At 70.8% G+C, this 13,960-nt stretch carries 10 protein-coding genes and 1 pseudogene; 6 read left to right on the top strand and 5 right to left on the bottom strand.

The genetic code is table 11. From position 1 onward, the window contains the following. Window positions 1-27: 27 nt before the first annotated feature. Window positions 28-927, bottom strand: a complete 900-nt coding sequence (locus OG948_RS28360; protein WP_406299154.1) for an alpha/beta fold hydrolase — start codon at window positions 925-927, stop codon at window positions 28-30. Window positions 928-1,144: 217 nt separating this feature from the next. On the opposite strand from OG948_RS28360, the gene OG948_RS28355 reads away from it, so the two are divergent. The 5 genes from OG948_RS28355 (at window position 1,145) to OG948_RS28335 (ending at window position 7,483) form a co-directional block, all read left to right on the top strand. After that, window positions 1,145-2,623 (top strand): glycosyltransferase, encoded by a 1,479-nt coding sequence (locus OG948_RS28355; protein ID WP_406299153.1) that lies wholly within the window; start codon window positions 1,145-1,147, stop codon window positions 2,621-2,623. Next, a complete protein-coding gene (locus OG948_RS28350; RefSeq protein WP_406299152.1) occupies window positions 2,620-4,863 on the top strand; it encodes an ArnT family glycosyltransferase in 2,244 nt (747 codons plus the stop codon). Before OG948_RS28355 ends, OG948_RS28350 begins: the two co-directional genes overlap by 4 nt. A 67-nt stretch (window positions 4,864-4,930) precedes the next feature. Further along, complete coding sequence (locus tag OG948_RS28345) at window positions 4,931-6,205, top strand: VWA domain-containing protein (protein WP_395859520.1); 1,275 nt, start codon at window positions 4,931-4,933, stop codon at window positions 6,203-6,205. Continuing rightward, a complete protein-coding gene (locus OG948_RS28340; RefSeq protein ID WP_406299151.1) occupies window positions 6,202-7,002 on the top strand; it encodes a peptidase in 801 nt (266 codons plus the stop codon). Before OG948_RS28345 ends, OG948_RS28340 begins: the two co-directional genes overlap by 4 nt. Window positions 7,003-7,174: 172 nt before the next feature. Continuing rightward, on the top strand, window positions 7,175-7,483 hold the full coding sequence (locus OG948_RS28335) for an antibiotic biosynthesis monooxygenase family protein (protein WP_406299150.1): 309 nt from the start codon (window positions 7,175-7,177) through the stop codon (window positions 7,481-7,483). An 88-nt stretch (window positions 7,484-7,571) separates the two neighbouring features. Here OG948_RS28335 and OG948_RS28330 read toward each other — a convergent pair whose 3' ends face one another. Further along, a complete protein-coding gene (locus tag OG948_RS28330) occupies window positions 7,572-8,081 on the bottom strand; it encodes a hypothetical protein (RefSeq protein WP_406299149.1) in 510 nt (169 codons plus the stop codon). 90 nt (window positions 8,082-8,171) lie between these two features. Further along, window positions 8,172-8,963, bottom strand: coding sequence for a dioxygenase (locus OG948_RS28325; RefSeq protein WP_406299148.1), 792 nt, complete (start codon window positions 8,961-8,963; stop codon window positions 8,172-8,174). A 127-nt stretch (window positions 8,964-9,090) separates the two neighbouring features. Between OG948_RS28325 and hrpA the strand changes: the two are divergent. Next, a pseudogene (gene hrpA / locus OG948_RS28320) lies at window positions 9,091-12,728 on the top strand (ATP-dependent RNA helicase HrpA). Window positions 12,729-12,770: 42 nt separating this feature from the next. Here the strand turns inward: hrpA and OG948_RS28315 are convergent. Next, window positions 12,771-13,061: a YiaA/YiaB family inner membrane protein gene (locus OG948_RS28315; RefSeq protein WP_406299147.1), complete on the bottom strand. Its 291-nt coding sequence runs from the start codon at window positions 13,059-13,061 to the stop codon at window positions 12,771-12,773. Window positions 13,062-13,169: 108 nt separating this feature from the next. After that, on the bottom strand, window positions 13,170-13,739 hold the full coding sequence (locus OG948_RS28310) for a hypothetical protein (RefSeq protein ID WP_406299146.1): 570 nt from the start codon (window positions 13,737-13,739) through the stop codon (window positions 13,170-13,172). Window positions 13,740-13,960: the final 221 nt, after the last annotated feature.

Here is a 13,960-nt window from a genome sequence, read left to right as displayed (position 1 = left end):
CCGGGGTGGGAGGCGGCCCCTCGGGCGTCACCCCTGGTCGGCGAAAGCGGCCAAGTGCTCCAGCAGCAGGCCCGTCAGGGCTTGTGCGCCGTTCTCCGGGACCCAGTGGTCGACGTCGGCGAGCACCTCGAAGCGGTACGGGCCGGTGATCGAGTCCGCGGTGGCCTCGGCCGCGGCACGGCCGAAGGCGGGGTCGCGGTCGCTCCAGACGTAGAGCGTGGGGGTGGCGATGTCGCCGATGTCGCGCAGCACCTTCGGGTCGACCGCCCGGTACCAGTTCAACGCGCCGGTGAGCGCGCCCGGTTCGCGCAGGACGGCGAGGTAGCGCTCGGTGACCTCGGTGGGCAGCGAGGCGAACGCCGCGCGCAGATAGGCCGCGTCGTCCGCCAACAGCTTCTCCTCGGCCACCCCGCGGGTGCGGAACAGCCGGATGTACGAGGACTGTTCCCGCTGTCCGGTGGCGTCGTCGCGGACCGCCGCGGTGAGCGCCGCCGGGTGCGGCGTGGACACCACCGTCAGAGTGCGCAGCCGTTCCGGGTGCAGGCCCGCCACCTGCCAGGCGAGCGCGCCGCCCCAGTCGTGGCCGACCAGGTCCACCCGGGTCGATCCGAGTGCGTCCAGCACGGCGATCACGTCGCCGACCAACTCGTCGCGCCCGTAGGCCGATTCCTGGGGCGGACGGGCTCCCGGCGAGTAGCCGCGCTGGTCGAACGCGATGGCCCGGTAGCCGGCCCGCGCCAGACCCAGGAGTTGCGCCGTCCAGGAGGCGGACGTCTGCGGGAAGCCGTGCAGGAACAACACCGGCCGGCCGTCCGCCGGTCCGGCCACGCGGGCGTTGAAGATCCATCCGCCCGCCGGGATCTCGACGGCCTCCACGAACGGTTGCGCGGAGTCCGCACCGACTGATCTACCCGCCGAGGTATTCATCCGACCTCCGGATCGCTGTGTCGCGCCGCACCGGTCCTGCGATCGGCAGCATAGGCGCGTCTCGGACCGCGAGATTCGCATCCCACCACCGTCCCGCGCCAGCCCCCACCCCTCTCCGTGCCCGGGACACCCCGGTTTCCGGCCGCCGCGACGATTCTCATCCCACCTTAAGAAACGCCTCAGACGGCTCCCAGGCCCGCTCGACAACGTCACCGGCATGAGCCTGACGACACCGATTCGCACCCGGATCGTGGACGTGGTGGTGCCCGTGTACAACGAGGCGCACGTCCTGGCCGCCAGCGTGCGCCGCCTGCACGCCTATCTGCTCGGCGGATTCCCCTACGCCTTCCGCATCGTCATCGCGGACAACGCCAGCACCGACCGGACCTGGCAGGTGGCCCGCGACCTGGCGCGCGAACTGCCGCACGTACGCGCCGTGCACCTGGACCGCAAGGGCCGCGGCCGGGCGCTGCGCAAGGTGTGGACCGAGTCCGACGCGGACGTGGTCGCCTACATGGACGTCGATCTGTCCACCGACCTGGACGCCTTCCTCCCGCTGGTCGCGCCGTTGGTCAGCGGCCACAGCGATCTCGCCATCGGCACCCGGCTGGCCCGTTCGGCGGCGGTGCTCCGAGGTCCCCGCCGCGAGGTGGTGTCGCGGTCCTACAACCTGCTGCTGCGCGGGGTGTTCGCGGCGCGCTTCTCGGACGCCCAGTGCGGCTTCAAGGCCGTGCGCACGGTGGTCGCGCAGGCGCTGTTGCCGCACGTCCACGACGAGGAGTGGTTCTTCGACACCGAACTGCTGTTGCTGGCCGAGCGCAACGGGCTGCGGATCCACGAGGTCCCGGTGGACTGGGTCGACGATCCGGACAGCCGGGTCGACGTGCTGCGCACCGCGCTGGACGATCTGCGCGGCATGGCGCGGGTGGCCCGGCGGATCGCGGCGGGCACCTTCCGGGTCTCGGTCCCGCCCCGGGTACGCGAGGCGCGGCTGCCGCGCGGCATGCGTGCGCAGTTGCCGCGCTTCGCGCTGATCGGGGTGCTGAGCACGCTGGCACACCTGCTGCTGTACGTCCTGCTGCGCGACGGCATGGGCGCGCTCGCGGCGAACGCGCTGGCGCTGACCATCACCACGATCGCGAACACCGCGGCCAACCGCCGATTCACCTTCGGGATCCGCGGCCGGGCCGGGGCCTGGCGCCATCAGGCCCAGGGCGGCCTGGCCTTCGTCGTCGGCCTGGGCCTGAGCAGCGCGACGCTGGCCGCGCTGCACGCCGCGACCGCCCGGCCCTCGCGCACGGTCGAGGTGGGCGCGCTGGTGGGCGCGGGCGTGGTCGCCACCGTCGTGCGCTTCCTGCTGCTGCGGGTGTGGGTGTTCCGGACCGCGCGAGTGGCCGCCTCGGTGGGTCCGTTCGATCCCTCGGACCCGACGTCTGCGGCGGATCGGGGGACTTCGGCGGATCCGGGGGCTTCGGCGACCGCGACAGGCCCGGGCCGGACGATCGCCTCGGTGACTTCGATCACGTCCGACGCGGCGAGAGGCTCGGCCCCTTCGGCGGCTCCGACCGCCCGGACCGCCCCGATCACACGGATCTCTTCGGCCCCCTCGCACCGGTCCGCCGGCGCGACCGAATCCGCCGGTCCGACCGGCATCGACTCCGCCGGTTCGACCGGCTCGGCAGGTGAGGACGCATGACCGCCGTAGTGGCTCCGCTCCCCGTACCGCATCCCGATGCCGGCAGCGCAACCGGCAAACCCTGGTACGCCCGACTGGTTCGCGGGCGCGAGGCGGACGCACCCTGGGTGCGGCCCGCGTTCCTCGCCCTGCTGGTGGGCACCGGCCTGCTGTACATCTGGGGCCTGGGCGCCTCCGGCTGGGCCAACTCCTTCTATTCGGCCGCCGTCCAGGCCGGGACCGAGAGTTGGAAGGCGTTCTTCTTCGGCTCCTCGGACGCGGGCAACTCGATCACCGTCGACAAGACCCCCGCGTCGTTGTGGGTGATGGGCCTGTCCGCACGGCTCTTCGGCGTCAACGCGTGGAGCATCCTGGTCCCGCAGGCCCTGGAGGGCGTCGCCACGGTCGGCGTGCTCTACCTCGCGGTACGGCGCCGGTTCCCGGCCTGGGCGGGTCTGTTGGCCGGTGCGCTGCTCGCGCTGACGCCGGTCGCGGCGCTGATGTTCCGGTTCAACAACCCGGACGCGCTGCTGGTACTGCTGCTCACCGTCGCCGCGTACGCGGTGTTGCGCGCCCAGGAGAGCGCGAGCACCCGCTGGTTGGTGCTGGCCGGCGCGTGTGTGGGCTTCGGCTTCCTGGCCAAGATGCTCCAGGCGTTCCTGATCGTACCGGCCTTCGCGCTGGTGTACCTGGTGTGCGCGCCGGTCGGGTTCTGGCGCCGGGTGGTGCAACTGCTGTGGTCCGGTCTCGCGTTGCTGATCGCGGGCGGATGGTGGATCGCCATCGTCGAACTGTGGCCGGAATCCTCCCGCCCCTACATCGGCGGCTCGCAACACAACTCGATCCTCGAACTCACGCTGGGCTACAACGGGCTCGGCCGGCTCAACGGCAACGAGACCGGCAGCGTGGGAGGCGGAGGCAGAGGCGGCGGAGGCGGCGGGCCGCGCGGCGGTGGCGGCAACTGGGGTGCCACCGGGTGGGACCGGTTGTTCAACGCCGAGATGGGCGGCCAGATCTCCTGGTTGTTGCCCTCCGCGCTGATCCTGCTCGCGGTGGGCCTGTGGCTGACCCGACGCGCACCGCGCACCGATCCCGCCCGCGCGGCGATCGTGCTGTGGGGCGGATGGCTGTTGATCACGGCGTTGGTCTTCAGTTACATGGCGGGTATCTTCCACGCCTACTACAACATCGCGTTGGCGCCGGCGATCGCCGCGGTGGTGGCGATGGGCGCCGCGCTGCTGTGGGAACGGCGCCGGGTCGTGCGCGCGGCGGCGGTCGCGGCGCTGACCGTGATGGTCGGCGCGTGGTGGTCGTACCACCTGCTCGACCGGACACCGGACTGGCATCCGTGGCTGCGCCACGTCGTGCTGATCGGCGGAGTCGTCGGCGGACTGGGCCTGTTCGGCGCCGCGCTGACCGCGCTGCGCGGGCTCGCGCCGGTGGCCGCCGCGATCTCCGTGGCCGCGCTGCTCGCGGGACCGACGGCGTACACGTGGGACACCGTCTCGACCGCCAAGGGCGGGTCGATCCCGTCGGCGGGGCCAGCCGGAATGGGCTTCGGGCGCGGTGGGCCCGGTGGGCCCGGTGGCATGGCGGGCGGGCCCCGGTCGTTCCAGGGCGGCCCGCCGGGACAGGTCCAGGGCGGCCAACCGGGCCAGGGCGGACAGCCGTTCCCGGGCGCCCCGGGGCAGAACGGCCAGGCCCCCGACGGCACCGGCGGCACGCGTGGGCAGCGCCCCACACCGGGCAACGGCGGCGCTCCGCAGGGCAACGGTGGGATGACGCCCCGTCAGGGCGGTGGCATGGGCGGCGGCGGGATGGGCGGACTGCTCAACGGCAGCACACCCGGCAAGGAGATCGTCGACACGCTCAAGCGCGACAGCGACGCGTACACGTGGGTGGCCGCCTCGGTCGGCTCCAACAGCGCCTCGGGCTATCAACTGGCCACCGGCAAGCCGGTCATGCCGATCGGCGGCTTCAACGGCAGCGACCCCTCGCCGACCCTGGCCGAGTTCCAAAAGTTGGTCACGGACGGTCGGATCCACTACTTCATCGGCGGCGGAGCCGGCGGTATGGGCGGCGGCGCGGGCGGTGACGGCATGGGCGGCGGAATGCGCAGCATGGGCGGCAGCAACGCCTCCCAGGCCATCGCGACCTGGGTCGCGCAGTCGTTCACCGCGACCACCGTGGGCGGGGCGACGCTGTACGACCTGACCGCGCCCACCGGGAATGTTTCCGACGAATCGTCATCAACCGCCTGACGGGTTGTCAATCGGCCTACGGCAGACGGCAAACGGCGGGCCGTTTTGATCCGTAGGATCCTCCCCCGTGACGATCAAGATGCGAAAGGTCGGGGCCGGCTTGATCGGCCTGCTGACGACCTTGGCTGTCGTGGGCGGTTCCGCACCGTCCGCGATGGCCGACGAGACGAATCCGACCGGGCCTCCGCCGAAAGTCGAGCTGGTACTCGACGTGAGCGGATCGATGAAGGCCAACGACGCCGGCGGGATGACCCGCATGGACGCCGCGAAGAAGGCCTTCAACGAGGTCGTGGACAGCGTCCCGGAACCCGCCGACTTCGGCGTGCGGGTGCTGGGTGCCACCTACCCGGGCAACGACAAGGCCAAGGGGTGCGTGGACACCCAGCAGTTGGCCCCGGTCGGCAGGCCCAACAAGGTCGTGATCAAGAACGAGATCGCCAAGCTGGCCCCGACCGGCTGGACCCCGATCGCGCTGTCGTTGCGCGAGGCCGCCAAGGACCTCGGCACCGGCACCGGCAGCCGTCGGATCGTCCTGATCACCGACGGCGAGGAGACCTGCGCGCCGCCCGACCCGTGCGACGTGGCCCGCGAGTTGGCCGCGTCCGGACTCAACCTGATCGTGGACACACTGGGCCTGGTCCCGGACGAGAACACCCGTCGTCAGCTCTCCTGCATCGCGGAGGCCACCGGCGGCACCTACACCTCGGTGCTCAACGCGGACGAGCTGTCGCAGAAGGTCCAGCAGATCGTCAAGCGCGCGGTGCGCGAGGCGGACGAGACGCCCGCGTCGGTCAAGGGCAGCCCGAACGGCTGCCAGGACGCGCCGTTGCTGGCGCCCGGCGTGTACAGCGACCGCGAGGAGTTCAGCCAGCACCTCTGGTACAAGGTCCCGGTCAAGCCGAACCAGGAGTTGCGGGCCACCGCGACGGTGGGTTCGGACCGCAAGGTCGCGCGCGACTACGACGTGACGGTCACCGCGTTCAGCGAGGACGGCCGCGAACTGGTCGGCAACGCGGGGGCGGGCAACGGCCGCACGGACGTGCAGTCCGCCGGTCTGCGCTACCCGTACAAGACCGACAGTGACAACGCGAAGACCAGGACGATCTGCCTGGTCGTCACCAACGCGTTCGCCGCGCAGCCGAACGTGGCCACCAAGCCGGGCCTGCCGCTGGAGCTGACGGTGGACCTGGTCCAGGCCACCGACAGCAAGGCCGCGAACGTGCACGGCCTGGGCCGCGGTTGGGTGTTCCTGGGCGTACTCGCCGGGTTCGGCCTGATCGCCGGGTTGTTGGCCGGCTGGCTGCGCCGGGCGTTCAAGGCTCTCGGGAAGGCGATGTCATGACGAGCGCGATCCGTGGAATCAAGCGGGCGTTGGCGACGGTCGCCGCGGCGTTCGTGGGCGTGACGCTGTTCGCGGCGCCGGCGATGGCCGATCAGGACGTGCCGCCGGGGACGTCGTTCCTGGGCGCGGGCACGCTCCAGCTCGGCGAGGACGCGCGCTGGTCGGCGTCCCAGGGCGAATATCTGTACTGGCAGTTCCCGGCCAAGGCGGGCAAGGAGATCCACGCCAAGGTGGATCTGGAGCTGGCCTCCGGCAACGCCCGCAGCGGCCCGGTGACCTACCGGATCGAGATCTACGACGGCCTGCGCCGGCGCCAGCCGTGCGTCGAGGGCAAGCAGGTCGCCACGGCGCAGAAGGCCGACACCAAGCTCGGCCTGACCTGCACCCCGCGTACGGTCCGTGACTGGGCCGAGCCGTGGTCCACCGACCCGTTGCCCGGGATGTACTTCGTCCGGATCGCCGCGATGGACGTGCCCGACCTGGACGCGGGCGCCGCGACCAAGGTGACGGTGCGGGTGGACACCAAGGACGGCGACGACCAGGTACCGACCTCGGACCGGCAGCTCGCCGACCCGCTGGTGCCGATCACCAAGGCCGGCTCGGTGCTCAAGAGCGGCCAGACGGCGGACACCCGGTCGGTGGCCTGGGACCAGGAAGAGGACCACTGGTATCAGTGGGACTGGATGGACGGTCCGAACGCGCGGTGGTTCTGGACCGCGATGGCGACCTTCGTCGCCGTGGTGTTCGGCATCCTGGGCTACCAGCTGACCCGGAAGAAGCGGAGCTGGTTCGGCTGACATTGCTCGGCCGACGGTCCGTGGGCCGGGCCGACGCCCGGTCGTCGGCGTGGCGAACCGCCCCGGCGCGATCCGCGCCGGGGCGGTTCGCCATGATCCTCCTGTCGCCCGGACCCGGATCGTGTACCCGATCCGGGCCCGGCAGCCGATCCGACCGAGCAGGGAGCCTGTCATGATCATCGAGCACGCGGACATCACCGTCGCGGAAGGTCGCGAGGCCGAATTCGAGGCCGCGTTCCTTCGGGGCCGCGAGGTCGTCGCCAAGTCCGACGGCTTCCGCTGGGCGCGCCTGATCCGCCAGGTCGAGTCGCCCACGTCGTACCTGCTGCTGATCGGCTGGGAGACCCTGGAGGCGCACACGGTCGGCTTCCGCGAGTCGGACCTGTTTCCGCAGTGGCGAGCCATCGTCGGCGAGTTCTTCGCGGTCCCGCCGACGATCGTGCACTACGAGAGCGACCTGACCCCGGCCGACGAGGCCTGAGGCGCGGAACGCGCCGACACCGAGGTCCCTCGCCCGAGACGGGGCGGGGGACCTTCGCGTGTCCCGGCCCCGGAGCCCGCGCCCGGGCTCACTCCTCCCACAACCCGGCCACGGTCAGGCCCGGGTCGATATCGGCCAGGGCCCGGGTCGGGTCCAGGGTGGGGAGCACCCGGTGGGTCGCCGCCGCGTGCGCGTAGACCAGCAGGAGGTCCTCGGCGGTCCAGCGGACCGAGGGCCAGACCGCGTCGCGACCCGGGCACAGGCGGGTCAGGCGGGTGTGGAACTCGTCGAGTTCGGCCGGATTGGTGAAGGTCCGAGCCGCCTCGATCGCGTCGTGGTCGGTGCGCAGGAGCGCGTGCGTCGGCACCACGGGAACTCGCATCACGGCGTCCGGGTCGGCGTCCGACATGCCCAGGCTGCGCGCGACGCGGTGCAGCGCCGACGCCATCAGCAGCGCGACGAGCAGCCCGCTGTCCTCCCGCACGCCGCCGGACGGGAAGAACCTCGCCGCCCAGAAACGCTGTTCGGTGTTCAGGTGCTCACGCACGAGCATGCAGCCGACTCCCACGCAGCTCTGCGGCAGGGTTCTGGCAGCCATGCCGCTACGTTACGGCTCCGGTGGCGCACCGTGGCGCAGTTCCGTTTATTTACGACATTGGCCTTATTCGGACCATCCGGCTCCGTCGCGTCAGCCCAGTTGGATGGACCGCTTGGAGAGGCCGAACCAGAAGCCGTCGATCACCTGGCTCAGCCGGTCCAGGTCCTCGTGGCCGGCGCCGAGCGAGACGAACAGCGGCGCGAGGTGCTCGGTCCTGGGGTGCGCCAGGCGCGCGGCGGGCGCCTTGTGGGTGAAGTCGAGCAGCGCGTCCACGTCGCCGACGCGGAACGCCTCGTCGCCCCAGTGGTCGAACTCGCTCGACCACCCCGGCGCCGGCGCGTCCGCTCGGGGGTCCAGGCCGCGCAGGTTGTGCGTGAAGAAACCGCTGCCCACGATCAGCACGCCCTCGTCGCGCAGCGGCGCGAGCCGTCGGCCGACCTCGTACAGCCGCACCGGGTCGAGCGTGGGCAGGGACATCTGGAGCACCGGCACGTCCGCGTCCGGGTACATCTCGACCAGCGGTACGTACGCGCCGTGGTCGAGGCCGCGCTCCGGCACGTCCCGCACGTCCGGTCCGAGCAGCGCCCGCACCCGCGCCGCCAGCTCGGGGGTACCCGGCGCCGGATAGGTGACCCGGTAGTAGTGCTCCGGGAAGCCGCCGAAGTCGTACACGAGCGGAATCGTGCGGGTCGCGCCGAGCGCGATCGGGGCGTCCTCCCAGTGCGCGGACACCATCAGGATCGCCGTGGGCCTGGGCAGCTCGGCGGACCAGGCGGCGAGCTGGCCGGTCCACAGCGCGTCGTCCGCGAGCGGCGGTGCGCCGTGACCGAGGTAGACGACGGGCATGCGCCGCGCGGCGCCCTGGGGCGAGGTGGTGTCCATGCGTCCAGGATACCAAGTAGTTCTACGTTCAACAATTGACATGACAGGAGGATCTGCCGGGGAGATCGCCGTCGGGAGTAATCCGCTGGCCTGCGCCCCCGGGGTGCCACTTATCCTTGGCCCCGTAATGGGAACGCCAGTAGCCACATCTCAGCTCGCCGACCTCCAGGCGCGCCTGCCCCACCTGATGCTTCGGGATCAGGACCGTCTGCGCCGTCGTCTCGACCGGACCCGCAAGAACCGCAAGGGTCCGCAGCAGGTCGCCGAGACCGAGAGCCTGATCACCGCGTTCGACGCCGCCGAGACGCGGGTCGCGAACCGGCGCGCCGCCGTGCCCACGATCGGCTACCCCGAGGCGCTGCCGGTCAGCCAAAAGAAGGACGACATCCTGGCCGCGATCCGCGACCACCAGGTCGTCATCGTCGCGGGCGAGACCGGCTCCGGAAAGACCACCCAGATCCCGAAGATCTGCCTGGAGCTGGGTCGTGGGGTGCAGGGCCTGATCGGGCACACCCAGCCGCGCCGGATCGCCGCGCGTACGGTCGGTGACCGCATCGCCGAGGAACTCGGCGGGCAACTGGGCGACGTGGTCGGCTACAAGGTCCGCTTCAACGACCAGTCCAGTGACAACACGCTGGTCAAGCTGATGACCGACGGCATCCTGCTCGCCGAGGTGCAAAACGACCGGCTGCTGCGGCAGTACGACACGCTGATCATCGACGAGGCGCACGAACGCAGCCTCAACATCGACTTCCTGCTCGGCTACCTCAAACAGCTGTTGCCGCGCCGTCCCGACCTCAAGGTGATCATCACCTCGGCCACGATCGACCCGGAGCGCTTCTCGCAGCACTTCGACGACGCGCCGATCATCGAGGTGTCCGGCCGTACGTATCCCGTCGAGGTGCGCTATCGCCCGCTCGTCGCGGAGGTCGACGAGGACGAGGACGACGAGGAGGCCGGGGGCAGACGCCGCGCCGACGATCGTGATCAGGTACAGGCGATCAGCGACGCGGTGGACGAACTGCTCGGCGAGGCGTCCGGCGACATCCTGGTCTTCCTCAGCGGCGAGCGCGAGATCCGGGACACCGCCGAGGCACTGAACAAACGACAGTTGCGCAACACCGAGGTACTGCCCCTGTACGCGCGCCTGTCCGCCGCCGAACAACATCGGGTCTTCCAGCAACACACCGGGCGACGCATCGTGCTCGCGACCAACGTCGCCGAGACCTCGCTGACCGTACCCGGCATCAAATACGTGATCGACCCCGGCACCGCCCGGATCTCCCGGTACAGCCTGCGCACCAAGGTGCAGCGGCTGCCGATCGAGGCCATCTCGCAGGCCTCCGCCAATCAGCGCAAGGGCCGCAGCGGGCGCACCTCGGACGGCATCTGCATCCGGCTTTACTCGCAGGAGGACTTCGAGTCGCGGCCCGAGTTCACCGACCCGGAGATCCTGCGTACCAACCTGGCCTCGGTCATCCTCCAGATGACCGCGCTGGGCCTCGGCGACATCGCCGCGTTCCCGTTCGTGGAGCCGCCGGACCGGCGCAACATCAAGGACGGCGTACAACTCCTCCAGGAACTGGGCGCGCTGGACCCGGACGAGCCGGACGTCCGCAAGCGGCTGACCCCGGTCGGCCGCAAGTTGTCCCAGCTGCCGGTCGACCCGCGTCTGGCCCGGATGATCCTGGAGGCGGACCGCAGGAGCCGAACACGCAGCACATCCACACCGCGATCCTGTCCGGACTGCTCTCGCACATCGGCCTGATGGACCCGGCCAAGCGCGAGTACGGCGGCGCGCGCGGCACCCGCTTCTCGGTCTTCCCCGGCTCGGCGCTGTTCAAGAAGCCGCCGCGGTGGGTGATGGCGGCCGAACTCGTCGAGACGTCCCGCCTGTGGGCGCGGATCGCCGGGCGGATCGAGCCGGAGTGGATCGAGCCGCTGGCCGGGCACCTGATCAAGCGCACCTACAGCGAGCCGCACTGGGAACAGAAGATGGCCGCGGTGATGGCCTACGAGAAGGTCACGCTGTACGGCGTGCCGATCGTGGCCGCGCGCAAGGTCGGCTACGGCAAGGTCGACCCGGAGCTGTCCCGCGAATTGTTCATCCGGCACGCCCTGGTGGAGGGCGACTGGCGTACGCACCACAAGTTCTTCGCGGCCAACCGGCGCCTGCTCGCGGACGTCGAGGAGCTCGAACACCGGGCCCGCCGCCGGGACATCATGGTCGACGACGAGACCCTGTTCGACTTCTACGACGAACGCGTCCCGGCCGACGTGGTCTCCGGACGGCACTTCGACGCGTGGTGGAAGAAGGCCCACCGGGCCGAGCCGGATCTGCTGAGCTTCGAGAAGTCCATGCTGATCAACGCCAAGGCGGGCGGGATCACCGAGGAGGACTACCCGAACACGTGGGTCGAACAGGGCCTGGAGCTCAAGCTGACCTATCAGTTCGAGCCCGGCTCGAACGCGGACGGGGTCACCGCGCACATCCCGGTCGCGGTGCTCAACCAGCTCACCGGCGAGGGCTTCGACTGGCAGATCCCGGGCCTGCGCGAGGAATTGGTGACCTCCTACATCCGTGCGCTGCCCAAGGGCATCCGCCGCGGCTTCGTGCCGGCGCCGGACTACGCGCGCGCGATCCTGGCCCGGATCCCGGCTCGCCGGGGGTCGTTGGTGGACGTGCTGGAGCGCGAGTTGAGCCGGATGGCCGGCATGCCGGTCAAGCGCGAGACGTGGGACCTGACGAAGGTGCCCGAGCACCTGCGGATGACCTTCCGGGTGCTCGACGACGAGCGGCGCGTGCTCGCCGAGGGCAAGGACCTGGAGGCGCTCAAGCTCAAGCTGCGCGACCGGATGCGGGCCGCGGTGTCCGAGGCGGCGAGCACGCTCGACATCGAGCGCACGGGCGTCACCGCGTGGACCATCGGCGACCTGCCGCGAGTGGTCGAACAGCGACGCGGGCCGCTGGTGGTCAAGGCGTATCCGGCGCTGGTCGACGAGGGCGCTTCGGTGGCGGTCCGGCTGTTCGACAGCGAACCCGAGCAGTCGCGCGCGATGCGGCGCGGAACGCGGCGTCTGGTGCTGCTGAACGTGCAGTCGCCGGTCAAGCAGATCCAGGGCCGGCTGCCCAACATGGCCAAGCTGACGCTCAGCCACAACCCGCACGGCGGCATCGACGCGCTCTTCGAGGACATCCTCGCGTGCGCGGCGGACATGCTGATCCAGGACGCGGGCGGCCCGGTGTGGGACGAGGCCGGCTTCGCGCGGCTGCGCGATCGGGTCAAGGCCGGGTTGCCTCGGCTGACCGAGGACACCGTGGTCAAGGTCGAGCGCATCCTGGGCGCGTCGCACAACGTGGCCGGGCGGCTGAAGGCCACCCGGAGTCCCGCGCTGGCACCGGCGCTCGCCGACTTGAAGGCGCAGTACACGGCACTGGTGCACAAGGGCTTCGTGACCAAGGCGGGTTGGCGCCGACTGCCGGACGTGCATCGCTATCTCCAGGCGATGGAGCGCCGGTTGCAGCGCCTGGAGGCGGACCCGGTCCGGGATCGCGAGCGCATGTTGAAGGTCCATCAGATCCAGGCGGCCTACCGGGACTTGATGGACCGTCAAACCAAGGGCGGACCGATCCCGGCGGAGGTCGCGGCGGTGCGCTGGCAGATCGAGGAACTGCGGGTGAGCTACTTCGCCCAGTCCCTCGGCACACCGCAGCCGGTGTCGGACAAGCGGATCCTGAAGACGATCGAGGAACTGGGTAGTTAGCGGGGCGGCGCGTCGAGCGGATCGCGCGCCGCACATCCGCGTTCAGATCGCGTCGTTGCGGAACAGGTCGTGGTCGGTCAGCAGCTTCTCCAGGCGCGCCTGGTCAACGCGGCTGACCACGGCCTCGCTCTCCTGGCGGTCGCGGACGACCTTGGCGATGGTGATGCTCGACGTCACGACGTAGAGCACGCCGAGACCGAGGAAGGCCCGGATCCAGCGGTCCACCGGGAGGTAGACGATCCCGATCAGGACCGCGCTCACGGATACGCCGAAGGACAGCGCGGCCTGAACGAAGAAGCCCTGGGTGTTGTTGGTACGCAGCGGCGTTGTCATGGCAACAGTGTTGGGCCGACCGGGTGTTGCGCACATGAGTACGTGTACTCAAGAGGACGGCCCCCCGGCGGAGACCGAGGGGCCGTGCGGTCGGGGATTTGTTCTCGATCAGGCCGCGCGCCACCGCGCGCGGGAATCGCCTGCCTTCAGAGAGCAGACCATCGCCGTGCCCTTGTCGGTCACACCGGTCGCTCCGACGGGGCTACAGAACGAGCCCGGGTGGACCGTGTTGACGTTCGCCGGCGGCGGATCGACCTTGGGCGGGTCCACCTTGGGCGGGTCGGCCTTCGGTGGGTCGGCCTTCGGCGGATCCGCCTTCGGCACATTCGCCTCGTCCTGCGCCGGTGCCGCCGGCGGCGGTTCGGCGGGAGCCGTGGTCGCGGGCGGCGGCGCCGTGCTGCTCACCGGCGGCGCGCTCGTCGGCGCCGCCGTGGTGGCGGCGGGCGCGGGCGTCGTCGCCGCGCCCGAGGGGACCGGCGTCGACGTCGAGGCCGGCGTCACCTTGTCCTTTCCGGAGTCGTCCTTCCCGTCGGACAGCGCGTTCGCGAAGGCGGCCAGGAAGACCACGCCCGCGACGATCGCGACGCCGATCTTCAGCGGGCGCTGCCAGTCGGTGTACTTCCACATCAGGAAGATGCCCACCGGCGCGAACACGACGAGCAGGACGACGATCCACAAGGTGCGTTGGTACCAGGGACGTTGTGGCCGAGGTTGCGGCGGAAACCCGGGCGGTGGCGGAGCGGACGAACCGTCTCCCCAGCCCGGGCCCCCACCCGTTCCATATGACATGCGCGAATACTGACAGCAACCAACCGAACAATCCGGCGCGTGACCGAATCGAGATTCGCCGCCAACCGGCTTGTCCGTCCGTGGCCGAAAAATGCCGCGCGAGCCGCCCG

The sequence above is a fragment of the Embleya sp. NBC_00888 genome, assembly GCF_045207655.1.
In the GTDB taxonomy this organism is placed as follows: domain Bacteria; phylum Actinomycetota; class Actinomycetes; order Streptomycetales; family Streptomycetaceae; genus Embleya.
Note: the sequence above shows the minus strand (reverse complement) of the source record. Positions and strands in the feature narration are given on the sequence as shown.

Coding starts and splice junctions, on each gene's coding strand:
- OG948_RS28355 (WP_406299153.1), top strand. CDS start 1,145: ATGAGCCTGACGACACCGATTCGCACCCGGATCGTGGACGTGGTGGTG.
- OG948_RS28325 (WP_406299148.1), bottom strand. CDS start 8,963: ATGGACACCACCTCGCCCCAGGGCGCCGCGCGGCGCATGCCCGTCGTC.
- OG948_RS28340 (WP_406299151.1), top strand. CDS start 6,202: ATGACGAGCGCGATCCGTGGAATCAAGCGGGCGTTGGCGACGGTCGCC.
- OG948_RS28350 (WP_406299152.1), top strand. CDS start 2,620: ATGACCGCCGTAGTGGCTCCGCTCCCCGTACCGCATCCCGATGCCGGC.
- OG948_RS28360 (WP_406299154.1), bottom strand. CDS start 927: ATGAATACCTCGGCGGGTAGATCAGTCGGTGCGGACTCCGCGCAACCG.
- OG948_RS28330 (WP_406299149.1), bottom strand. CDS start 8,081: ATGGCTGCCAGAACCCTGCCGCAGAGCTGCGTGGGAGTCGGCTGCATG.
- OG948_RS28315 (WP_406299147.1), bottom strand. CDS start 13,061: ATGACAACGCCGCTGCGTACCAACAACACCCAGGGCTTCTTCGTTCAG.
- OG948_RS28335 (WP_406299150.1), top strand. CDS start 7,175: ATGATCATCGAGCACGCGGACATCACCGTCGCGGAAGGTCGCGAGGCC.